General features: G+C 60.3%; 14 protein-coding genes. 5 read left to right on the top strand and 9 right to left on the bottom strand.

What is annotated here, in order from left to right; all coding sequences use genetic code 11:
- The first annotated feature begins 103 nt into the window (after nucleotides 1-103).
- On the top strand, nucleotides 104-769 hold the full coding sequence (locus JZI28_RS00695) for a haloacid dehalogenase type II (RefSeq protein WP_375698905.1): 666 nt from the start codon (nucleotides 104-106) through the stop codon (nucleotides 767-769).
- Nucleotides 769-2,058: an NAD(P)/FAD-dependent oxidoreductase gene (locus JZI28_RS00690; RefSeq protein ID WP_375698904.1), complete on the top strand. Its 1,290-nt coding sequence runs from the start codon at nucleotides 769-771 to the stop codon at nucleotides 2,056-2,058. Before JZI28_RS00695 ends, JZI28_RS00690 begins: the two co-directional genes overlap by 1 nt.
- 16 nt (nucleotides 2,059-2,074) lie before the next feature.
- On the opposite strand, the gene JZI28_RS00685 is transcribed toward JZI28_RS00690, so the two are convergent.
- The 4 genes from JZI28_RS00685 to JZI28_RS00670 form a co-directional block, all read right to left on the bottom strand.
- Nucleotides 2,075-3,022 carry an N-acetyltransferase gene (locus tag JZI28_RS00685; RefSeq protein ID WP_375698903.1) on the bottom strand — a complete coding sequence of 316 codons (948 nt, stop codon included), beginning with the start codon at nucleotides 3,020-3,022 and terminating at the stop codon, nucleotides 2,075-2,077.
- Nucleotides 3,023-3,287: 265 nt separating this feature from the next.
- Nucleotides 3,288-3,584, bottom strand: coding sequence for an AzlD domain-containing protein (locus JZI28_RS00680; protein WP_375698902.1), 297 nt, complete (start codon nucleotides 3,582-3,584; stop codon nucleotides 3,288-3,290).
- Nucleotides 3,581-4,213 (bottom strand): AzlC family ABC transporter permease, encoded by a 633-nt coding sequence (locus tag JZI28_RS00675; RefSeq protein WP_375700058.1) that lies wholly within the window; start codon nucleotides 4,211-4,213, stop codon nucleotides 3,581-3,583. Before JZI28_RS00675 ends, JZI28_RS00680 begins: the two co-directional genes overlap by 4 nt.
- A 44-nt stretch (nucleotides 4,214-4,257) precedes the next feature.
- A protein-coding gene (locus JZI28_RS00670; RefSeq protein ID WP_375697739.1) for an IS3 family transposase occupies nucleotides 4,258-5,345 on the bottom strand; the annotation gives its coding sequence in 2 pieces (ribosomal slippage) (nucleotides 4,258-5,084 and nucleotides 5,084-5,345; 1,089 coding nt in all).
- Nucleotides 5,346-5,417: 72 nt separating this feature from the next.
- Here JZI28_RS00670 and JZI28_RS00665 point away from each other — a divergent pair.
- Complete coding sequence (locus tag JZI28_RS00665) at nucleotides 5,418-6,350, top strand: recombinase zinc beta ribbon domain-containing protein (RefSeq protein WP_375698901.1); 933 nt, start codon at nucleotides 5,418-5,420, stop codon at nucleotides 6,348-6,350.
- Between the two features lie 359 nt (nucleotides 6,351-6,709).
- Here the strand turns inward: JZI28_RS00665 and JZI28_RS00660 are convergent, their stop codons facing one another.
- The 3 genes from JZI28_RS00660 to JZI28_RS00650 are packed head-to-tail and all read right to left on the bottom strand — an operon-like array spanning nucleotide 6,710 to nucleotide 11,605.
- Nucleotides 6,710-9,808 carry an efflux RND transporter permease subunit gene (locus JZI28_RS00660; RefSeq protein ID WP_375698900.1) on the bottom strand — a complete coding sequence of 1,033 codons (3,099 nt, stop codon included), beginning with the start codon at nucleotides 9,806-9,808 and terminating at the stop codon, nucleotides 6,710-6,712.
- The gene (locus tag JZI28_RS00655) at nucleotides 9,805-11,103 is read right to left on the bottom strand and encodes an efflux RND transporter periplasmic adaptor subunit (protein ID WP_375698899.1); all 1,299 of its coding nucleotides are present in this window, start codon (nucleotides 11,101-11,103) and stop codon (nucleotides 9,805-9,807) included. Before JZI28_RS00655 ends, JZI28_RS00660 begins: the two co-directional genes overlap by 4 nt.
- A 4-nt stretch (nucleotides 11,104-11,107) precedes the next feature.
- The gene (locus JZI28_RS00650) at nucleotides 11,108-11,605 is read right to left on the bottom strand and encodes a cytochrome b (protein WP_173486852.1); all 498 of its coding nucleotides are present in this window, start codon (nucleotides 11,603-11,605) and stop codon (nucleotides 11,108-11,110) included.
- 96 nt (nucleotides 11,606-11,701) lie between these two features.
- On the opposite strand from JZI28_RS00650, the gene JZI28_RS00645 reads away from it, so the two are divergent.
- Complete coding sequence (locus JZI28_RS00645) at nucleotides 11,702-12,295, top strand: TetR/AcrR family transcriptional regulator (protein ID WP_173486853.1); 594 nt, start codon at nucleotides 11,702-11,704, stop codon at nucleotides 12,293-12,295.
- A gap of 138 nt (nucleotides 12,296-12,433) precedes the next feature.
- Here JZI28_RS00645 and JZI28_RS00640 read toward each other — a convergent pair whose 3' ends face one another.
- The gene (locus JZI28_RS00640) at nucleotides 12,434-13,426 is read right to left on the bottom strand and encodes a helix-turn-helix transcriptional regulator (RefSeq protein ID WP_375698898.1); all 993 of its coding nucleotides are present in this window, start codon (nucleotides 13,424-13,426) and stop codon (nucleotides 12,434-12,436) included.
- 237 nt (nucleotides 13,427-13,663) lie between these two features.
- Between JZI28_RS00640 and JZI28_RS00635 the strand changes: the two genes are divergently transcribed.
- Nucleotides 13,664-14,260, top strand: a complete 597-nt coding sequence (locus JZI28_RS00635) for a hypothetical protein (protein ID WP_375698897.1) — start codon at nucleotides 13,664-13,666, stop codon at nucleotides 14,258-14,260.
- Between the two features lie 14 nt (nucleotides 14,261-14,274).
- On the opposite strand, the gene JZI28_RS00630 is transcribed toward JZI28_RS00635, so the two are convergent.
- Nucleotides 14,275-15,540 carry a tyrosine-type recombinase/integrase gene (locus JZI28_RS00630; RefSeq protein ID WP_375698896.1) on the bottom strand — a complete coding sequence of 422 codons (1,266 nt, stop codon included), beginning with the start codon at nucleotides 15,538-15,540 and terminating at the stop codon, nucleotides 14,275-14,277.
- Nucleotides 15,541-15,731: the final 191 nt, after the last annotated feature.

Genomic DNA, 15,731 nt, shown 5'->3' with positions numbered 1-15,731 from the left:
GCATTTGTATTTCAGAATTTCCTGCCTTGGTTTTGGCAAACCCGGCATCTGGCGCGCCTTGGAAAGCGACAAGATGGTCTCGACGAAACACTGGAGAGCTCGGATGACCTTCCGCCCTAAATACATCACCTTTGACTGCCACGGCACCATGATTAACTTTGATATGGCCGGTGCGGCGACGGATCACTACAGCAACATTCTGTCCGCAGAGGCACTGGCAAAATTCATCCAGGATTTTTCAGCCTATCGCCTCGATGAAGTTCTGGGGGCCTGGAAGCCATATGCTGAGATCGTTTACAACGCGCTTGAACGGGCTTGCAAACGGAACAATCTGGCCTTTGATCCTGCGATTGCGAAAGAAATCTACCACCGCGTCCCAACCTGGGGACCCCATGCCGATGTGCCCGCTGGGCTGGCCAAAGTGGCCCATGAAATACCACTGGTGGCGCTGACCAACTCGATGAACGCGCAAATCCCCCACAATATCGAAAAACTGGGCTCGCCCATCGCGCATGTGTTCACAGCCGAAGACGCGCAGGCCTACAAGCCGCAAATGCGGGCGTTTGAGTATATGTTTGATCAGCTTGGGTGCGGACCAGAAGACGTCCTGCATGTATCGTCGTCTTTCCGCTACGATCTGATGACAGCCCATGATCTGGGGATCACCAATAAGGTCTGGATCAACCGCGGCCATGAGCCGGCAAACCCATACTACGGCTACACAGAACTCCCCGATCTTTCCGGTCTGGCAAAAGTGGTTGGTTTGTAATGCAGTTTGCCTCCTATTGGCATGAAACAGCTGCCCCGTTCGAGGCGGCATGCCCTGCCCCGGTAAGCGGTCACTTTGATGTTGCCATCATCGGGGCCGGCTTTACCGGGCTCAGCGCCGCACATCGCCTTGCCAAGGCGGGGGTGTCTGTGGCGATCCTGGAGGCAGAACACGTTGGCGCCGGGGCCTCTGGACGAAACGGTGGCCATCTGAACAACGGCCTGGCCCATGATTTTGCCTCTGCCAAATCCCACTTGGGCGCGACACGCGCCCAGGCGCTGTATCAGGCCTACGATCACTCTATTGATGTTATCGAGGAACTTATTGAGGCTGAGGGCATTCAATGTGATTTTCGCCGCTCAGGTAAACTGAAACTGGCCTCTAAGCCGTCTCATGTTACGGCTATGAAAGCGAATTTTGAGCTGCTGAACAAAGAGGTCGACCCAGAGACCCGCTGGCTCGACCGCTCTGAGCTGAAGGATGAGGTTGGCAGTGATCGCTTTCATGGTGCGATCCTTTATGGAAAGTCTGCCATGATGCATATGGGGCGCTATGTCTGCGGCCTGGCGCAGGCGGCACAGCGGCACGGGGCCACGATTTGGGAAAACGCTCCAGTTACTGCGCGATCCAAAACCGCAAAGGGCTGGCAGCTTGACACCATGCGCGGCAGCCTGACCGCAGATCGTGTGATCGCCGCCACCGGGGCCTATTCTGCGCAGGTTAAAACCGCCCCCCTGGGGTTCTTTCGCAGGCGCATCATTCCTGTTGGCTCCTTCATCGTGGCCACCCGTCCGTTGTCCCAAATCGAAGTCGCGGAGGTCATGCCGGGGAATCGCACCTGTGTAACCTCGCTGAACATCGGGAACTACTTTCGCCTGTCCCCGGATAACCGGCTGATCTTTGGCGGGCGGGCGCGGTTTTCTGCGGATAGCAATCAGCGCTCAGACGCAAAGTCGGGCGCCATTTTGCGCAAATCCATGACCGAAATCTTTCCGCAGACCCAAAACATCGACATCGACTACTGCTGGGGAGGTCTTGTTGGCATGACCAAAGATCGCTTTCCCCGGGCGGGCGAAGCTGATGGCATGATCTATGGCATGGGCTATTCCGGCCATGGGGCGCAGTTTTCAACATTGCTGGGGCAAAAACTGGCGAACAAAGCTATGGGCGTCAAGGAAGACACGCCTCTGGATGGGTTGAATTGGCCGACAATTCCCGCCCATTCCGGCCAGCCCTGGTTTCTTCCGCTAGTGGGCCTGTGGTTTGGTCTCAAAGACCGCCTGTCGTAACCCTGGGGCAGGCCCCTTACCCCAGGGAGTGCGCAGCCAATCCATACAACACAGCGCCCGTTGTGGCGCGCCGCTGTTTGCCTAGGTACATTTCTGTCACAGTGTCATACAGGCCCAGCCCGACAGCTGACAGAAACTCGGTCAATTCGCCTTCCTCCACCAGGGTATCCAGGCGCAGAAAGGTTCCTGCGCGTTTCTGAATCAACGGCGCGATCAATTGTATCGCCAGCGCGTCACTGTCTGCCACCACGGGTCCAATCACCTGACCTCGGCCAAAGTTGCGGATCATCGCATATCCCGCAATCTGTCCTGCGCGCTCTGCGACAATACAGTCAGATTTGACCTGCAGCGCCTGAAGAATGGTTTGGCGATCGGCACCATAGGCGCCTGTGTCCAGTTCCAGCAGCTTTGGCCAGTCTCTCTCTTCAACAGCGCGCACATCGGTATGAGCCAGTGGTGGCGGCGGCACAATCGCCCGCGCGATGCCCTGTTGCTGCCGGATCGTTGCCACCGGTTGAAAGCCCACATTTTTATACAAGCGGTAGCCCGCACGCGTTGCACTCAGACGTAGATCCCGCGCGCCACAGTCCTCCATGATTTGCTCCAACATCCAGCGCCCCGTCCCCAGTGTCTGCAAACGCGGAGCAGTGATCATCATACCCAACATCGCAAATTCCGAGCCCATTTCGAACTTCATCGCAGAACTCAAAGGGCGGCCAATTTCATCCAAAGCAAGGTATCCCTGCCCCAGCTGTATCAGCATTTCGAGATCCCTGTCGCGATGCGGCCAAAAGACACCGACAATCAGTTCCTGAAGCAAGGACAGATCTTTTAATGAAATCTCACGCGTCGCAGCTTGAAAAACATCAACCTTCAGATGGGAATCCGATCTTACCTGTTGCGGCGACGAAACCTTTAGCTCTCTAAGGGACTCATCCTGCTCACCCAGATCTTTTGCCGTCATATGCCCCCCCTACAACATCAGGCCTCGTGCCCACACGTGTGTTCAGTATGTAGTTTACCCGAATAGCGCAGTCGAATCTTTTGAAGTCATCGTTCTTACGACAGATTATTTCAGAACAGTCAGAGACGGTTCATCTGGGTGGGTTCAGGAGACTGTCTAAGGACCAATGGCGAGACTGTTGTAACGGAACGCAAATCCTCTTTCGAGAAAGCTGAGGCTCGACTAAGGACCTGCAGCGGGGTACTCGCCAGGCCCCGTTCCAATGTCACAGCCCAAAGGCTGCGAGACCCGCAAAGGCCACCACACCAACCACCATCGTGGCAATAACGTGATTGGTTAAAACTGCCGCTCCGAGTGCCGCGCCGGCAGCAACCCATGTCTGCAACGGTTGACCCGCAAGCGATGCTGCAACCAGACTGACAACGATCAAACCCGGTAAATCGTCTAACACCCACGCATGGCGTGAGCCACGGATGCGTCCGCCTGCAATCAAACCGAGAATGCGAATGGAGAACGCGGCAAGAGCTAAAATGCCGATGCCCCCCCAGTGCGCGACGCTCATGCGACCACTCCGCTGGCACGATGCAAGATCAAGGACATCGCCAGCCCGGCAACCGTCCCAGCGACGATTGCATAGGCCTTCGGCAATCCAAGTGACACGACCGCGATGGTTACGGTGGCGGCGACCACCCAGGGCAACATCTGTGACCTTCCACGCCAAAGCCCTCGTGCCATTGCAATGAATGCGGCTGTAAAGGCGAACCCCAATCCAAAGCGTTCAAGGTCGGGCAGCACCGCCCCAATCACTGCTCCAACCGTTGTTGAAACTGTCCAGACAGCGATCATCACAAGGCCTGATCCCATGAGGAAGGCCGCCCCAACATCTGGCGATTTGGCGCGTTCCGCCATCGTCAACGCCCAGTTTTCGTCGCCCGTGATGTGGATCGCCAAGAGTTTGGCCCTCAACGATAGACCTGCCAACACATCCGACAGCGATGCGACAATCCCTATATAGCGGAGATTCAGCGCAGCACCCGCCAGGGCAGCACCGGCCACCGTTTGCGTGGAGGCAAACTGTTCCACCGCGACGATCTGAGACGACCCTGCATGAACGGTGGCGCTCATCAGTCCAACGCCCCACCATGGGAAACCAACTTGGGCAGCAAGAAGACCGAACGCAAAGCCATAGATAGCTGGGTAATCCCCCCATTTTTAATTGGGTCCAGCCGTAGAATTCACGCAGCCGTTTTCAGTTTCATGGCGGGTGTCATGCCGCCGATGCCCATGTTGGGTCGCTCGTTGTTGTAAGTCCAGAGCCATTGTGTTGCCTGGTCCTGTGCCTCCTCGATGGTTTCGAAGATGTATTGCCCCAGCCATTCGCCACGAACGGTGCGGTTGTAGCGCTCGATATAGGCATTCTGTTGGGGCTTACCGGGCTGGATATATTCGAGCCGCACATTGCGTTTCTCAGCCCATTCCATGAGCTTCCCGCTGACGTATTCTGGGCCGTTGTCCACACGAATAGCTTGGGGCTTTCCGCGCCACTCAATGATCTGGTTCAGCGCACGCACGACACGTTCAGCAGGCAGCGAGAAGTCGACCTCAATAGCCAGTCCTTCGCGATTGAAGTCATCCAAGACGTTTAATGCCCTGATCGACCGGCCATCCGCCAGCTGATCCGCCATGAAGTCCATGGACCAAGTTTCATTTGGTCTTTCAGGCACAGCCAGTGGTTCCGGCTTGTCCCGCTTCAAGCGTTTCTTCGGCTTGATACGCAGGTTCAACGCCAGCTCACAGTAGACCCGGTAGACACGTTTATGGTTCCAGCCATAGCCCTGCACGTTGCGCAGATACAAAAAGCACAGGCCGAAGCCCCAGGTCCGCTTGTTAGCCGTCAAGCGTTCAAGCCAATCTGCGATCTCTTCGTTGTCATCGCTCAGCACAGGGCTGTATCTATAGCAGGTCTCGCTGATCTCGAACGCACGGCAGGCCAGAGCTATGCTGACCCCATATTGCGCAACTGCATTCATGGCCATCTCTCGCCGATGAGACGGCCTTAACGCTTTTTTCCAAGCGCTTCTTTCAGCAGGTCGTTTTGCATGCTCATCTCGGCATACATGCGCTTCAGACGACGGTTCTCTTCCGCCATATCCTTCATCTCGGAAATCAAGGACGCGTCCATGCCGCCAAACTTGGCCCGCCATTTGTAAAAACTCGCGCTGCTCATTCCGTGCTCGCGGCAAAGCTCAGAGACCGGCACACCGCCCTCCGCCTGCTTCAACACTGCCATGATTTGCGCGTCGCTAAATCGTCCATTCTTCATCATAAATCTCCTCAGATATCTTGCCGAGAAAATTCTACTTTGGAACACCACTATTTTTAGGGGGGATTACCGGTGGTCACTGATGTGCCGCACCTGCGCATCATCGATCAGAGCCTTTGGGACAAAGTCAAAACCCAGCAAGGCGTCTACAACCGCAAAGACAAACCGCTGCACAAGCGCAATCGCCCAACTTACTTGCTGTCGCACCTCGTCAAATGCGGCTGCTGCGGCGGAGGTTTCGCGATGCACAACCAAACACGCTTAGCCTGCTCCACAGCGAAGAACAAAGGCACTTGTCGCAATGGCCTCACCATCAAGCGTGAAGACCTGGAACAGACGGTTCTGAACGCCCTCAACAAGAACCTGATGGATGAACGCCTGGTGGCTACCTTCTGTGCGGAATACACCAAGCGGATGAATGCCCTGCGCAGCCAACACAACGCCTCACGCAATGACTTCATCAAGGAACAGCGCAAGCTGGAACGCGAGAAGCAGAAGATCGTACAGTCCATCTGCGATGGCGTGCCTGCCGAGATGATCAAAGACCGCGCTGTCATCGTCAACAACCGCCTCAATGAGCTGGAACAGGTGCTGTCCACTCAGGAAGAAGAGAAGATCATCTTCCACCCCAATATGGCGGACCGCTACCACAAGGAAGTGCGCGGCCTGATGGACACCATGAACAACCCCGAGACACGTGCCGAAGCATCACAGCATCTGCGCGCAATGATCGACAAAGTAGTCCTCACCCCCAACGAGACGGGTGAAGAATTGACGGTTGATCTGATTGGCGACCTGGCAGGCATTCTGTCGGTTGCAACTACGTCAGAAAGCAGCCGCATTGCAGCGGAACTTTCTAAACTTCAACACGTGCATCAAGAGCTTAGGGTAGAAACGCAAACAGCCCCGCAAGGGGGCTGTGTGTCTGCGTATTCTACTGGCGCTACCTCACAAGAGGCGCTGGTTGCGGGGGTAGGATTTGAACCTACGACCTTCAGGTTATGAGCCCATTATTGAGCGATTTCAATTGCTTAATAAAATCAAAAGATTAGTCGACAAGCCTTTGAAATCACAAAATTACAGGCCCAAAACTCGCTGACATTGGCCAACACTCACGGTGCCTCACACTCAAAAAATGACGTACGTTCGTTGACATGGCGTTGACATGGACGATCGCTCAATGAACTGGAAGATAATCGTTTTCGGCCCTTAGCTGCCGGTCGCCGTTTTCAGGCCGTTTCACTTGCTTCAGCAAAGCTGCCGGTCATCTATGAAATGACGATCCAGCGAGGCAGCCCCAGCTCATGCCGGGCAGCAGGCATGATGCATCTGCCCGTGCGTCGTGCCCGTGCCATAATGTCGGGTCAGCGACCTCCTGACAGTTCGACATTGCCCCGTTTCCCGCCCCGAAGATCTTCGAGTGCCGTATAGAATGCGGGCAACACCAGCAGGATCAGAACCGTCGCAGCCAAGAGCCCGAAGACAACCGAGATCACTAGCGGCTTGAGCGTCTGGGCTTGGGTTGAGGTTTCCAGCAGCAAGGGCGCCATGCCCATGATCGTCGTCGAGACCGAGACGAAGATGGGACGGAACCGCGATCGCACAGCTTCGCCTGCAGCCAGCGCAGCTGACAATCCCTCGGCGCGGCGGGTGTTGATGACGCCGACCAGCAGGATCGCGTTGTTCACTACAATGCCCGCGAGCGACGCCGCGCCCACCAGAGATGGCATGGAGATGTTGTAGCCCATCAGAACATGACCCCAGATCACCCCGAGGAATGCCAGTGGAATGGTGATCATCACAATCAGTGGCTCGACATAGCTGCGGAACTGGAAGCTGAGCACAAGGTAGATGCCCACAAGCCCGATCAGGAACCCCCGCAGGATCGAGGCGACGGTTTCCGCCGAATTCGCGGCCTGCCCACCAATGTCGAAGGTCAGGCCGGAGTTGTTGGCCGCCAGAGTGGGCAGGAAGTCCTCGGCCAGCCGAGCGGTGATCGCGTCGGCATTGCCGATCCGCCCGTCGACATCGGCTGAAACAGTCAGCGTGCGTGATCCGTTGCGGCGCGTGATGCTGCCCCAGCCGCGCGCTTCGGTTATCGTTGCGACACTGGAAAGCGGCACGGTGCCACCGTTAGGCAGAGCGATTTCGAAAATGTTCAGATTGGCGCGGGTGGCACGATCGTCATCAGACAGCCGCACCTCCAGATCCCAGGCCAGATCGCCGCGCCGGATTTCCGCAAGCTGCGTGCCAAGGAAAGCCGCACGAAGCTGGCTGGCCACATCCGTGGCGGTCAGGCCCAGTGCCTCGGCCCCTTGTGACAGGTTCAACCGCAACTCGGGTGAACCTGGGCGCAGGTCAAGGATGGCGTTGCGCACGCCGGCGTAGGTTTCCAGTTCTGCCAGCGTGGTGCGGCCAGTCTCCTCCAGCGTGGCGAGGTCGGGATGGCTCAGGCGCAGTTCTACCGCGATCCCCTGCGGGCCGATCCCGGGCTCGGTCAGAATCAGCGAGGAAACGCCAGCCAGAGCGCCGATTTCTTCGCGCCAGAGCGTGACGATATCATCAAGCGTGCTGGTGCGGGTCTCTGCCCCCAGAAGGTCTACCGCGACGGTGGCGACATTGGCCCCGCTTTCACCCGCGGACAGGTTGCGGCCCAGCCGGGTGATGCGGCGGATCACAAGCGGTTGCGCCTGCGGTTGGTCAGGGGTCAGGCGCGCGTTCACACGGTCCAGCGCCGCCTCGACCTGTGCGACCGCCTCGGTGGTGCGGTCCAGCGGTGTGCCTGCGGGCAACATCAGCCGCGCCTCCAGCACATCGCCGTCAATCTCGGGCATCGCCTCGCGCTTGACGACACCGCCGCCCAAGGCACCGACGGTCAGGATCAGCGCGCCGATGGCCAGACCGGCAACCAACCAGCGGCCCCGGATCGCGGTATCGGCCAGACGGCCCATGCCCTCGCGCAAGGCATCGAACCCTGCGTCGAAGCGGATGCGGAAACGCGACGGGGTGGTTTCCTTCATCCCGCCTTTCAGATGATGCGGAAGGATCAGGAAGGCTTCGATCAATGACGCAAACAGAGCGGCAAGCAAGACAACCGGCAGAACCTCGAGCACCGCGCCAAGTTCGCCCGCCAGAAAGGCGAGCGGCAGGAACACGGCGAGCGTGGTCAGGAAGGATGAGGTGACGCCAGGTGCCACAGCGGCAACGCCCGCGGCCACGGTCTCCACCGTTGCGCCCTTGGCTGCATGCACGGCGATGGAATCCGCGATCACGATGGAATCGTCCATCACGATCCCGATCGCCATCAGCAGCGCCACCAGCGTCATCATGTTCAGGCTGAGGCCCGTCAGGGCCATCCAGACGAAGGCCCCGGCAAAGGCCACGGGCAGGCCCATCGCAGCCCAGATCGCGAAACCGGGGCGGAAAAAGAGGCTCATCACGATCACGACCAGCACAAGGCCGATCACGCCATTCTGCACCAGCATCACCAGCCGGTCGCGGATGATGGATGTCACGTCCTGCACCACCTCGACCTTGATCGTGTCGGGCAGGCGTACGGTTTCCTCGGCCACCAGCGCCGCGACCCCGTCGAGCACGCGCAGCGCGTCGGCATCAAGTGCCTTCGCCACGTCGATCAAGATGGCCGGGGTGCCATTTACAAAGGCGCGGTCCTGCGGTGGCTCGAAGCGTTCTTCGATCACGGCCACATCACCCAGTGTCAGGGTTGCGCCATTCGGCAGGACCAGCACGGGGATGATCGCAAGGGTGATTGCCGTATCGCGCTCGGCGGTGAAGCGCAGGGTCAGGTCAGCGCCCGGACCCTCCAGCGCTCCGGCGGGCAGATCGATGTTCTGTGCGGCGATGGCGGCGGCCAAAACGGCAGGTGTCAGGCCGTGGCTGTCAAGCACGGCGCGGTCCGCTGTGATGGAGAGCGTCCGGGCACCGAGCCCCCCACGCGTCACTCGCGCAACGCCGGGCAAGGCGGCCAGACGGTCGGACAGGCCATCGGCGTAGAGGTCCAACTCGCCCAGCGGCAGATCGCCCGAAATGGCGACCGATGTGACCGGATCGGAGCGGTGCAATTCGCGCACCACGGCAGGATCGGCGCGATCGGGAAAGCTGTCGATGGCCGAAACCTCGGTGCGCAGCGAATTGACGAAGCGCAGCGCGTCATTGCCCGGCGCCATGGTCGCTACGGCACGCGCGCGGCCTGTCTGCGCGGTGCAGGTGAAGGTCTCGAGCCCCTCGACACCCTGCACACCGTCCCAAAGCGGCGCGCAGATGGCGGTTTCCACATCTTCGGCGGCGGCCCCGCGATAGGGGACAGTGATCTCGGCCTCGACCGCGCGGAAATCGGGGAAGGTTTCGCGCAATAGGCCGGGTGCTGCAAAGGCACCGGCGGCAAGAAACAGCAGCAGCAGGAGGTTGCCCGCCGTCGGGTGACCGGTGAACCAGCGGATCATGGCGCGGCCTCGACGGGGGTCAGGGCGATGCCGGGGATAGCGGGAGCGATGTCGTCGATCACGACGCGGTCGCCTGAGGCGAGCCCTTCGGCAATGACCACGTGGCCCTCTTGCGCGAAGGTGGCGATGACAGGGCGCAGTTCCAGCAGGTCATCGGCACCGGCAACCCGCACAAAGCCGCCATGCAACGCCGCCTCGGGGATTGCGATGGCACCCATCAGGGTCGCGCCTGCGAAGGAAAGCTGCACCTGCATGTTTGGAACCAGCGGCAGACGGTGTGGCGGATCCGCATCCTCGTAGGGAGCATCGACCGTGACCACCACGGGCACGGTGCGCGCGCGGGCGTCCAGTGCACCTTCGATCCGGGTCACACGAGCGGGCCACGTCTGGGACTGATCCGACAATGGGCTGAGGGTAACGTCGATCTGCGTGGCCGGCCCATCGCGCATCATGTCGGCAATGGTGATGCCTTCGGGCACATCTCCGACCAGGCGGCGAAAGCTGTCGATCGGCAGATGCGCCACGACCTCGGCGGCTGCGATGCTGTCGCCCCGGATCAGGACCTGTCCCGGGGCCACGGTCTGAAATTGTTCTGCGCCCACGTCGATCACGCGCAGGTCGAAGGGCGTGGTCAATGTGGTGCGTTCCAGCGATCGCTGGGCGCGATCAATAGCGGCTTCACTGCGGGCCACTTGCGCTTCGATCCGCGCCTCGCGCGGCGGGATCAGCGCGAGGATGTTTTCTAGCTCGGCAACCGTGCGCCGGGCAAGAAGCGTAGCGCGCTCGGCCTCGTCAGCGCGGGATTGCGGGACGGTGCCCTGTTCGGCCAGCGTGCGAGTGCGGGTCAGGTCGGCCTCCGCCAGCGCCAGCCTAGCACGTTCCAGATCAAGGATTCGGGCTGTATTGGCCGCCTCAGCGGTCAGTTGCGCGCGCTCGGCGGCAAGTGCCGCAAGATCGGCTTGCGATTGCGCAAGAGCCAGTTCGTAATCGGCCGGGTCAATCCGCAACACCTCGGTTCCGGCCGGGATCAAGCGTCCGGCTTCCAGATTCGGATGGCGCCAGATAACCTCGCCCTGCACCTCGGCCACGGCGACCCAGGTGTCAGCCGCCCTCAGATTCCCCCAGGCGGTTGCGGTCGGGCGAATTTCCTCCGCTGCGACCGTCATCACCCGGACGTGCAGCGCGGACGCGCGCCCTTCGATCTGTGCCGGACCGGGCGCGTTAGAGATCATCCAGACCGCAACGGCAGCACCAAGGGCAATGGGCGGAAGGGCAAGAAGTGGGGCCAGACGCATGGGCTCAGTCCTGCGCACGACGCATCCGCGCCAGCGTTCCGTCACGCAGCACGAACTGGTGGTAAAGCGCACCGACCACATGCAAGGCCAGGAGCGCCAGCAGGACGATCTTCATCACGTTGTGGCCCTGTGCGGCCGCCTCAACCCCGCCGAACCACGCGACCGAGCCGCTGACCGGCAACAGAACCATCAGGGCATAGAGGCCGACATGAGTGAGCTTGGCAAGGACGCCCTGCACCTTGTTGGCCTCGATCGCCGGAGGCACACCGCGCCGGGCGCGCAGCGTCAACCTCCAAAGCGCGAAGATCATCACAAGCGCGCCGCCCGCCACATGGGCCAGCACGAGCGGATCGAACCCGGCTTCCAGCCCATCGGTGACGCGGTCCCATGCCGCCGACATCGCGTCCTTGAAGAGGTATTGCTGCGCGATCAACGCGAAGACGAGCCAATGCAGCGCGATCTGCAGGCGGGAATAGCCGATGGGGGCAGTTGTGGCGGGCATGGCCGGTGTCCTTTTGGTCTGGGTGCGCGACTCGTGATAGAGATTGCGGTTATCAACGCTATATGTTAGTTAGTAATAACTCACAAGGGGTGACGCATGTCGGCTCGTCAAAGTGCGGGAGACCGAAAAGCACAAATCGTGGCCGAGGTGCTGCGGCTGGCAGATGAGATCGGACCAGACCGGCTCAGCACGATGGATGTCGCCCGCGCGGTTGGCATAAGCCAGCCTGCGATCTTCCGGCACTTCCCAACCAAAGGCGCGCTCTGGTTGGCGGTGGCCGAGGACATCGCGGACCGGTTGCAGCGTGATTGGGCCTCAGCGGAGGCCGGGGCCAGCGGGCCGCAGGCGCGCCTCGGAGCGCTGATCGAGGCGCAACTTAAAGCGATCTCCGAGACGCCAGCCCTGCCATCGATCCTGTTCTCGCGTGAATTGCAGGTGGACAATCATAGCCTGCGCGACGTGTTCCGGGGAGTTCTAGGCGCGTTTCAGGGCCGGCTCGTCGTCGTGCTTCGTGATATGCAGGCATCAGGCGATTTGCGTAGTGATGTCAGCCCGGAGGATATAGCAATCCTTCTGACGTCACTGGTGCAGGGTGTCGCCATCCGCTGGTCCCTTGGCGCGCGGGGGTTTTCGCTGGTCAACGAGGGGCAGCGACTGTTCGATGTGCAGATGGCAATATTGGCAGCTTAGGAGGATGTTCTGTTCTCGGTGAGAAGCCGAGTGTCCGCTTCCAGCTTAATGCCGCAGTCCTCAGCCGCGCCGGCGTCAGGCCGCTTACCACCCATTGATGCTCACACAAGCCCTTCGTTCGATCTGTAGAACCTCGCGTCATGGCAGCACGCGAATGGACGCATTCCGGTATGCTTCTGCCATCTCCCGCAACGCTGCCGGCTCAACGACCTCGACCTCCATGCCCCATTTAGCCAGATGCCAGGCCATTTCGACCAGCCCACTGGCCTCGAAGCTGACCAGTAGCCCGCCATCCTCCAAGTCGGTCATTTGCTGCTTGGGATGAAACTCAAACTCCCGGGCCGTCGGCGCAGCGGCCGGGCTGAACCGCCACACGACCCGGTTGAACTCGTCGTCTGAGTGAAACGACCCGAATGACCGCGCCGCATAGGCCTCAAGATCGAAGTCCCTGTCTTTTTCGAACCAGTCGTTGGTGATCTCGGCCTTTTCGATGCGATCTATGCGGAAGCGGCGCAGGTTGGCATCTTTGGCGGTATCACGGGCAATCAAGTAATGCCGCGTGCCGAGCAGAATCCCATAGGGCTCGATCACGCGCTTGCGCGGTTTGGCATCCTGCGCACCCTGGTATCGGATGATGAGCCGGAAGGGCCCTCTGAGGGCAGCCGAAACGATGTTCAGTACAGCCGGAGAGGTTTTGACCTTAGGGCCTGGGCGGCAGGCATAGCCTTTGGCCTCGAGGATCGCCTCAGCATCCACCTCCATGCTTCGGGCCTGCGCTGATGGCAAGGTTGCCACCAAGCGATCTCGCAGCGACCGAAGCGCCTCCACTTCCATATGCGCGCCCTCCCGCTCAGCCCGCGTGATGCTGGCCTCGAGCGCGACGAGTTCCCGGCGGTAAAGCCCTTGCATGCCAAGCATGCTGGTGTCGCGCAACTTCCAGCGTCGGCGCCGCTCGTTGTCCGTCTGGTGGGAGATACTTGGGAAGACATCTTTCAGGGCAGCAATCATGCGCTGGGCGGTCCGCTCGTTCACGCTGAACGCTTCGGCGACCTCCTTCACAGTGATCCCACCGTGCCGGCTGGCCGACATGCCTGCAAGCTTCAACAGGTCTTGTGCCTTTTGGAACGACATGGCGCTTATCCCCGACAGTTCTTGACGTAGTGCCTGGGTTATAACCCGAGAGAGGACGATTCGTCCTAAGGATGCCGATCGATTGGAGAATTTGGCAGTCGCCGCATGAGCGTGAGTGCGGGGGTGCAGCTTCATGCGGCCTGCAGCCCGGAGTTTCTGCCTCGCTGCCACTTGGGCGGCGTCAGCAACTTGCCAGGCCGCCCGCTGTCTTACCTCGACATCAGAACTGGAGCCCACATGGCACTACCTCAAAGAGCATTCTTCACCCTGCACGAAACCGCGTCCCGATGGGGCTGCACCATCGCCGACATTGGCGGCTGGGCCACAGAAGGCAAGCTGGACATCGTCACAGGGGTTTCTCTCGCGATCTGCGGCGACGAAAAGGTCTCCGGCAAAATCACGATCTCGCCGATGGACATGCTGCCCCTCTTTCGCCGCAGCGGAACCGGCCCCACGGTCATTAAGCTACAGCGGATCAAGCCCGAGCATTCCGAAGATTGGTGCTATGTGACCGAGCCCGCAGATGGGGTTGAGGTGTCCATCGCGGACCTTTTGATCACCGGTCAGGACGTGCTTCGGTTCGAAGACGAATATGACCTGCTGCGCCGCATTGGCGGCGGCACGGGCGCGCTCTCGCCCTACGACTGGGAAGGCATGTATGTGGCGCTGCTGAAGCGCGTCCACGAACATGGCATTCCAGAGACCCAGGCCGAACTGATCGGTTATCTTCAGGACTGGTTCGCCGATGTGGCCGAGAACGGGGAGATCCCCGACGAGAGCACCATCCGCCGTCGTTTGCGCCCCTTCTGGCGCGCCATGCGCGGCGAGAAGTAAGCAGGCCCCAGCTTTTAGGCCCGCTTGGCCTCTTTCTCGGCATCCGCGTCATGCACAATCTTCGGGCGTGGCCGGAACATGCCGGCCACGGCATCAACCCCGGCGCGCAGCGGCGAGTCCATCAAATGCGCATAGCGTAGGGTCGTCTGCATTTGGCTGTGGCCAAGAAGCTTGCCGATCATTTCCAGCGAAGCGCCCCCGCTGACCAAGAGCGAGGCAAATGTATGGCGCAGGTCATGGATGCGCACATCCGGTAGGTCCGCCTCGCGCTGCACCTTCACCCAAAACCGGCGGATTTCCTTGACGGGCTGGCCCGGAACATCACCGGGGAAAAGCCACGGGTTGCCCTTGGGTACCACAAGCGCCCGCTGGCGCACGATCGCCGCGACGTCAGCTGAGATCGGCACTCGGTGGATCTTGCGCTGCTTCGTGGTCGCTGCGGGCTTCGACCAAATCCCCAGCTCCAGATTGAATTGCTCAAACTGCGCCTGTCGCACCTCCCCCACGCGGGCGCCTGTCAGCATGCACATGCGGATGATGCCCGCGGCGCGTTGATCCTCGGCCGCATCCAGCACTTCGGCCAGCCGGCCGATTTCTTCATGGGAGAGGAAGCGCTCGCGCGCCGTCTCGACGCGTTTCTTGAAGCCAGCAGCCGGATTGTCCGTGCGCCAGCCCCACTGGATGGCGAGATTGAACATCTTGCGCAGCACTTCTCCCACGCGATTGGCGCGCACCGGCGTGGGCTTGCGCCCCTGCAGCTTGCGCGCACGATTGTTGGGCTTCGCCTTCGATGGCCGCGCCCTGCCCTCTGCAATGAGGTTTAAGAGCTTTGTCACATCATGTGGCGTGATCTCCGTGACCAGCTTGTTGCCCCAGTGCGGTGCGACCAGTTTGGTCAGGAAGGATTTATGATCACCCGCGCTTAGGGGCGTCAGAGTCGAGGCATGCTCGATCAAATACCGCTCGATCATGTCGTTGAAGCGAGGGGCCTCGCGCAGCGTGTCGCGTTCCTCCATTGGATCTGTGCCCTCGTCGATCAGGCGGCGCAGTTCCCGGGCGCGTTCCCGAGCAGCCGTAACGCTCCACTCCGGCCAGCGCCCAATCGCCATGCGGCGCTGCCGTCCGGCAAAACGGTAATCCATCACGAAGGAGCGCTCGCCTGAGGGCATCACACGGATGGAAAGACCCCGTATCTCGGTATCGAAGACCTGATACGCCCGATCCTCTTCCGGGATCTGCTCGCGCACGGTTTTATCATTTAAACGCAATCGGTTGACCATATTCACACCTCCTTGATGCGCATGACACAGGCGTAGATGCGCAGGCTTATCAAGCGAAGCATGGGACTTTGGGCGGCACATAGGCGGTGACCGGCGGTGATGCGCCAAAACTCTGCCGGTCATTGAAAACATGGGAGAAAATACCAACGAGCGCTCATTGTGCTGGGCGAACCTATCGGCCAGCGGAGTAT

This window comes from Pseudophaeobacter sp. TrK17 (genome assembly GCF_042192375.1).
Taxonomy (GTDB): Bacteria; Pseudomonadota; Alphaproteobacteria; order Rhodobacterales; family Rhodobacteraceae; genus Pseudophaeobacter.
The sequence above is the reverse complement of the archived record's forward strand: the minus strand, read 5'-3'. Positions and strand labels throughout refer to the sequence as shown.

Excerpts from the sequence above, each read along its gene's own strand:
- JZI28_RS00695 (WP_375698905.1), top strand. The coding sequence starts at position 104 with ATGACCTTCCGCCCTAAATACATCACCTTTGACTGCCACGGCACCATG.
- JZI28_RS00690 (WP_375698904.1), top strand. The coding sequence starts at position 769 with ATGCAGTTTGCCTCCTATTGGCATGAAACAGCTGCCCCGTTCGAGGCG.
- JZI28_RS00685 (WP_375698903.1), bottom strand. The coding sequence starts at position 3,022 with ATGACGGCAAAAGATCTGGGTGAGCAGGATGAGTCCCTTAGAGAGCTA.
- JZI28_RS00680 (WP_375698902.1), bottom strand. The coding sequence starts at position 3,584 with ATGAGCGTCGCGCACTGGGGGGGCATCGGCATTTTAGCTCTTGCCGCG.
- JZI28_RS00660 (WP_375698900.1), bottom strand. The coding sequence starts at position 9,808 with ATGATCCGCTGGTTCACCGGTCACCCGACGGCGGGCAACCTCCTGCTG.
- JZI28_RS00655 (WP_375698899.1), bottom strand. The coding sequence starts at position 11,103 with ATGCGTCTGGCCCCACTTCTTGCCCTTCCGCCCATTGCCCTTGGTGCT.
- JZI28_RS00650 (WP_173486852.1), bottom strand. The coding sequence starts at position 11,605 with ATGCCCGCCACAACTGCCCCCATCGGCTATTCCCGCCTGCAGATCGCG.
- JZI28_RS00645 (WP_173486853.1), top strand. The coding sequence starts at position 11,702 with ATGTCGGCTCGTCAAAGTGCGGGAGACCGAAAAGCACAAATCGTGGCC.
- JZI28_RS00640 (WP_375698898.1), bottom strand. The coding sequence starts at position 13,426 with ATGTCGTTCCAAAAGGCACAAGACCTGTTGAAGCTTGCAGGCATGTCG.
- JZI28_RS00635 (WP_375698897.1), top strand. The coding sequence starts at position 13,664 with ATGGCACTACCTCAAAGAGCATTCTTCACCCTGCACGAAACCGCGTCC.
- JZI28_RS00630 (WP_375698896.1), bottom strand. The coding sequence starts at position 15,540 with ATGGTCAACCGATTGCGTTTAAATGATAAAACCGTGCGCGAGCAGATC.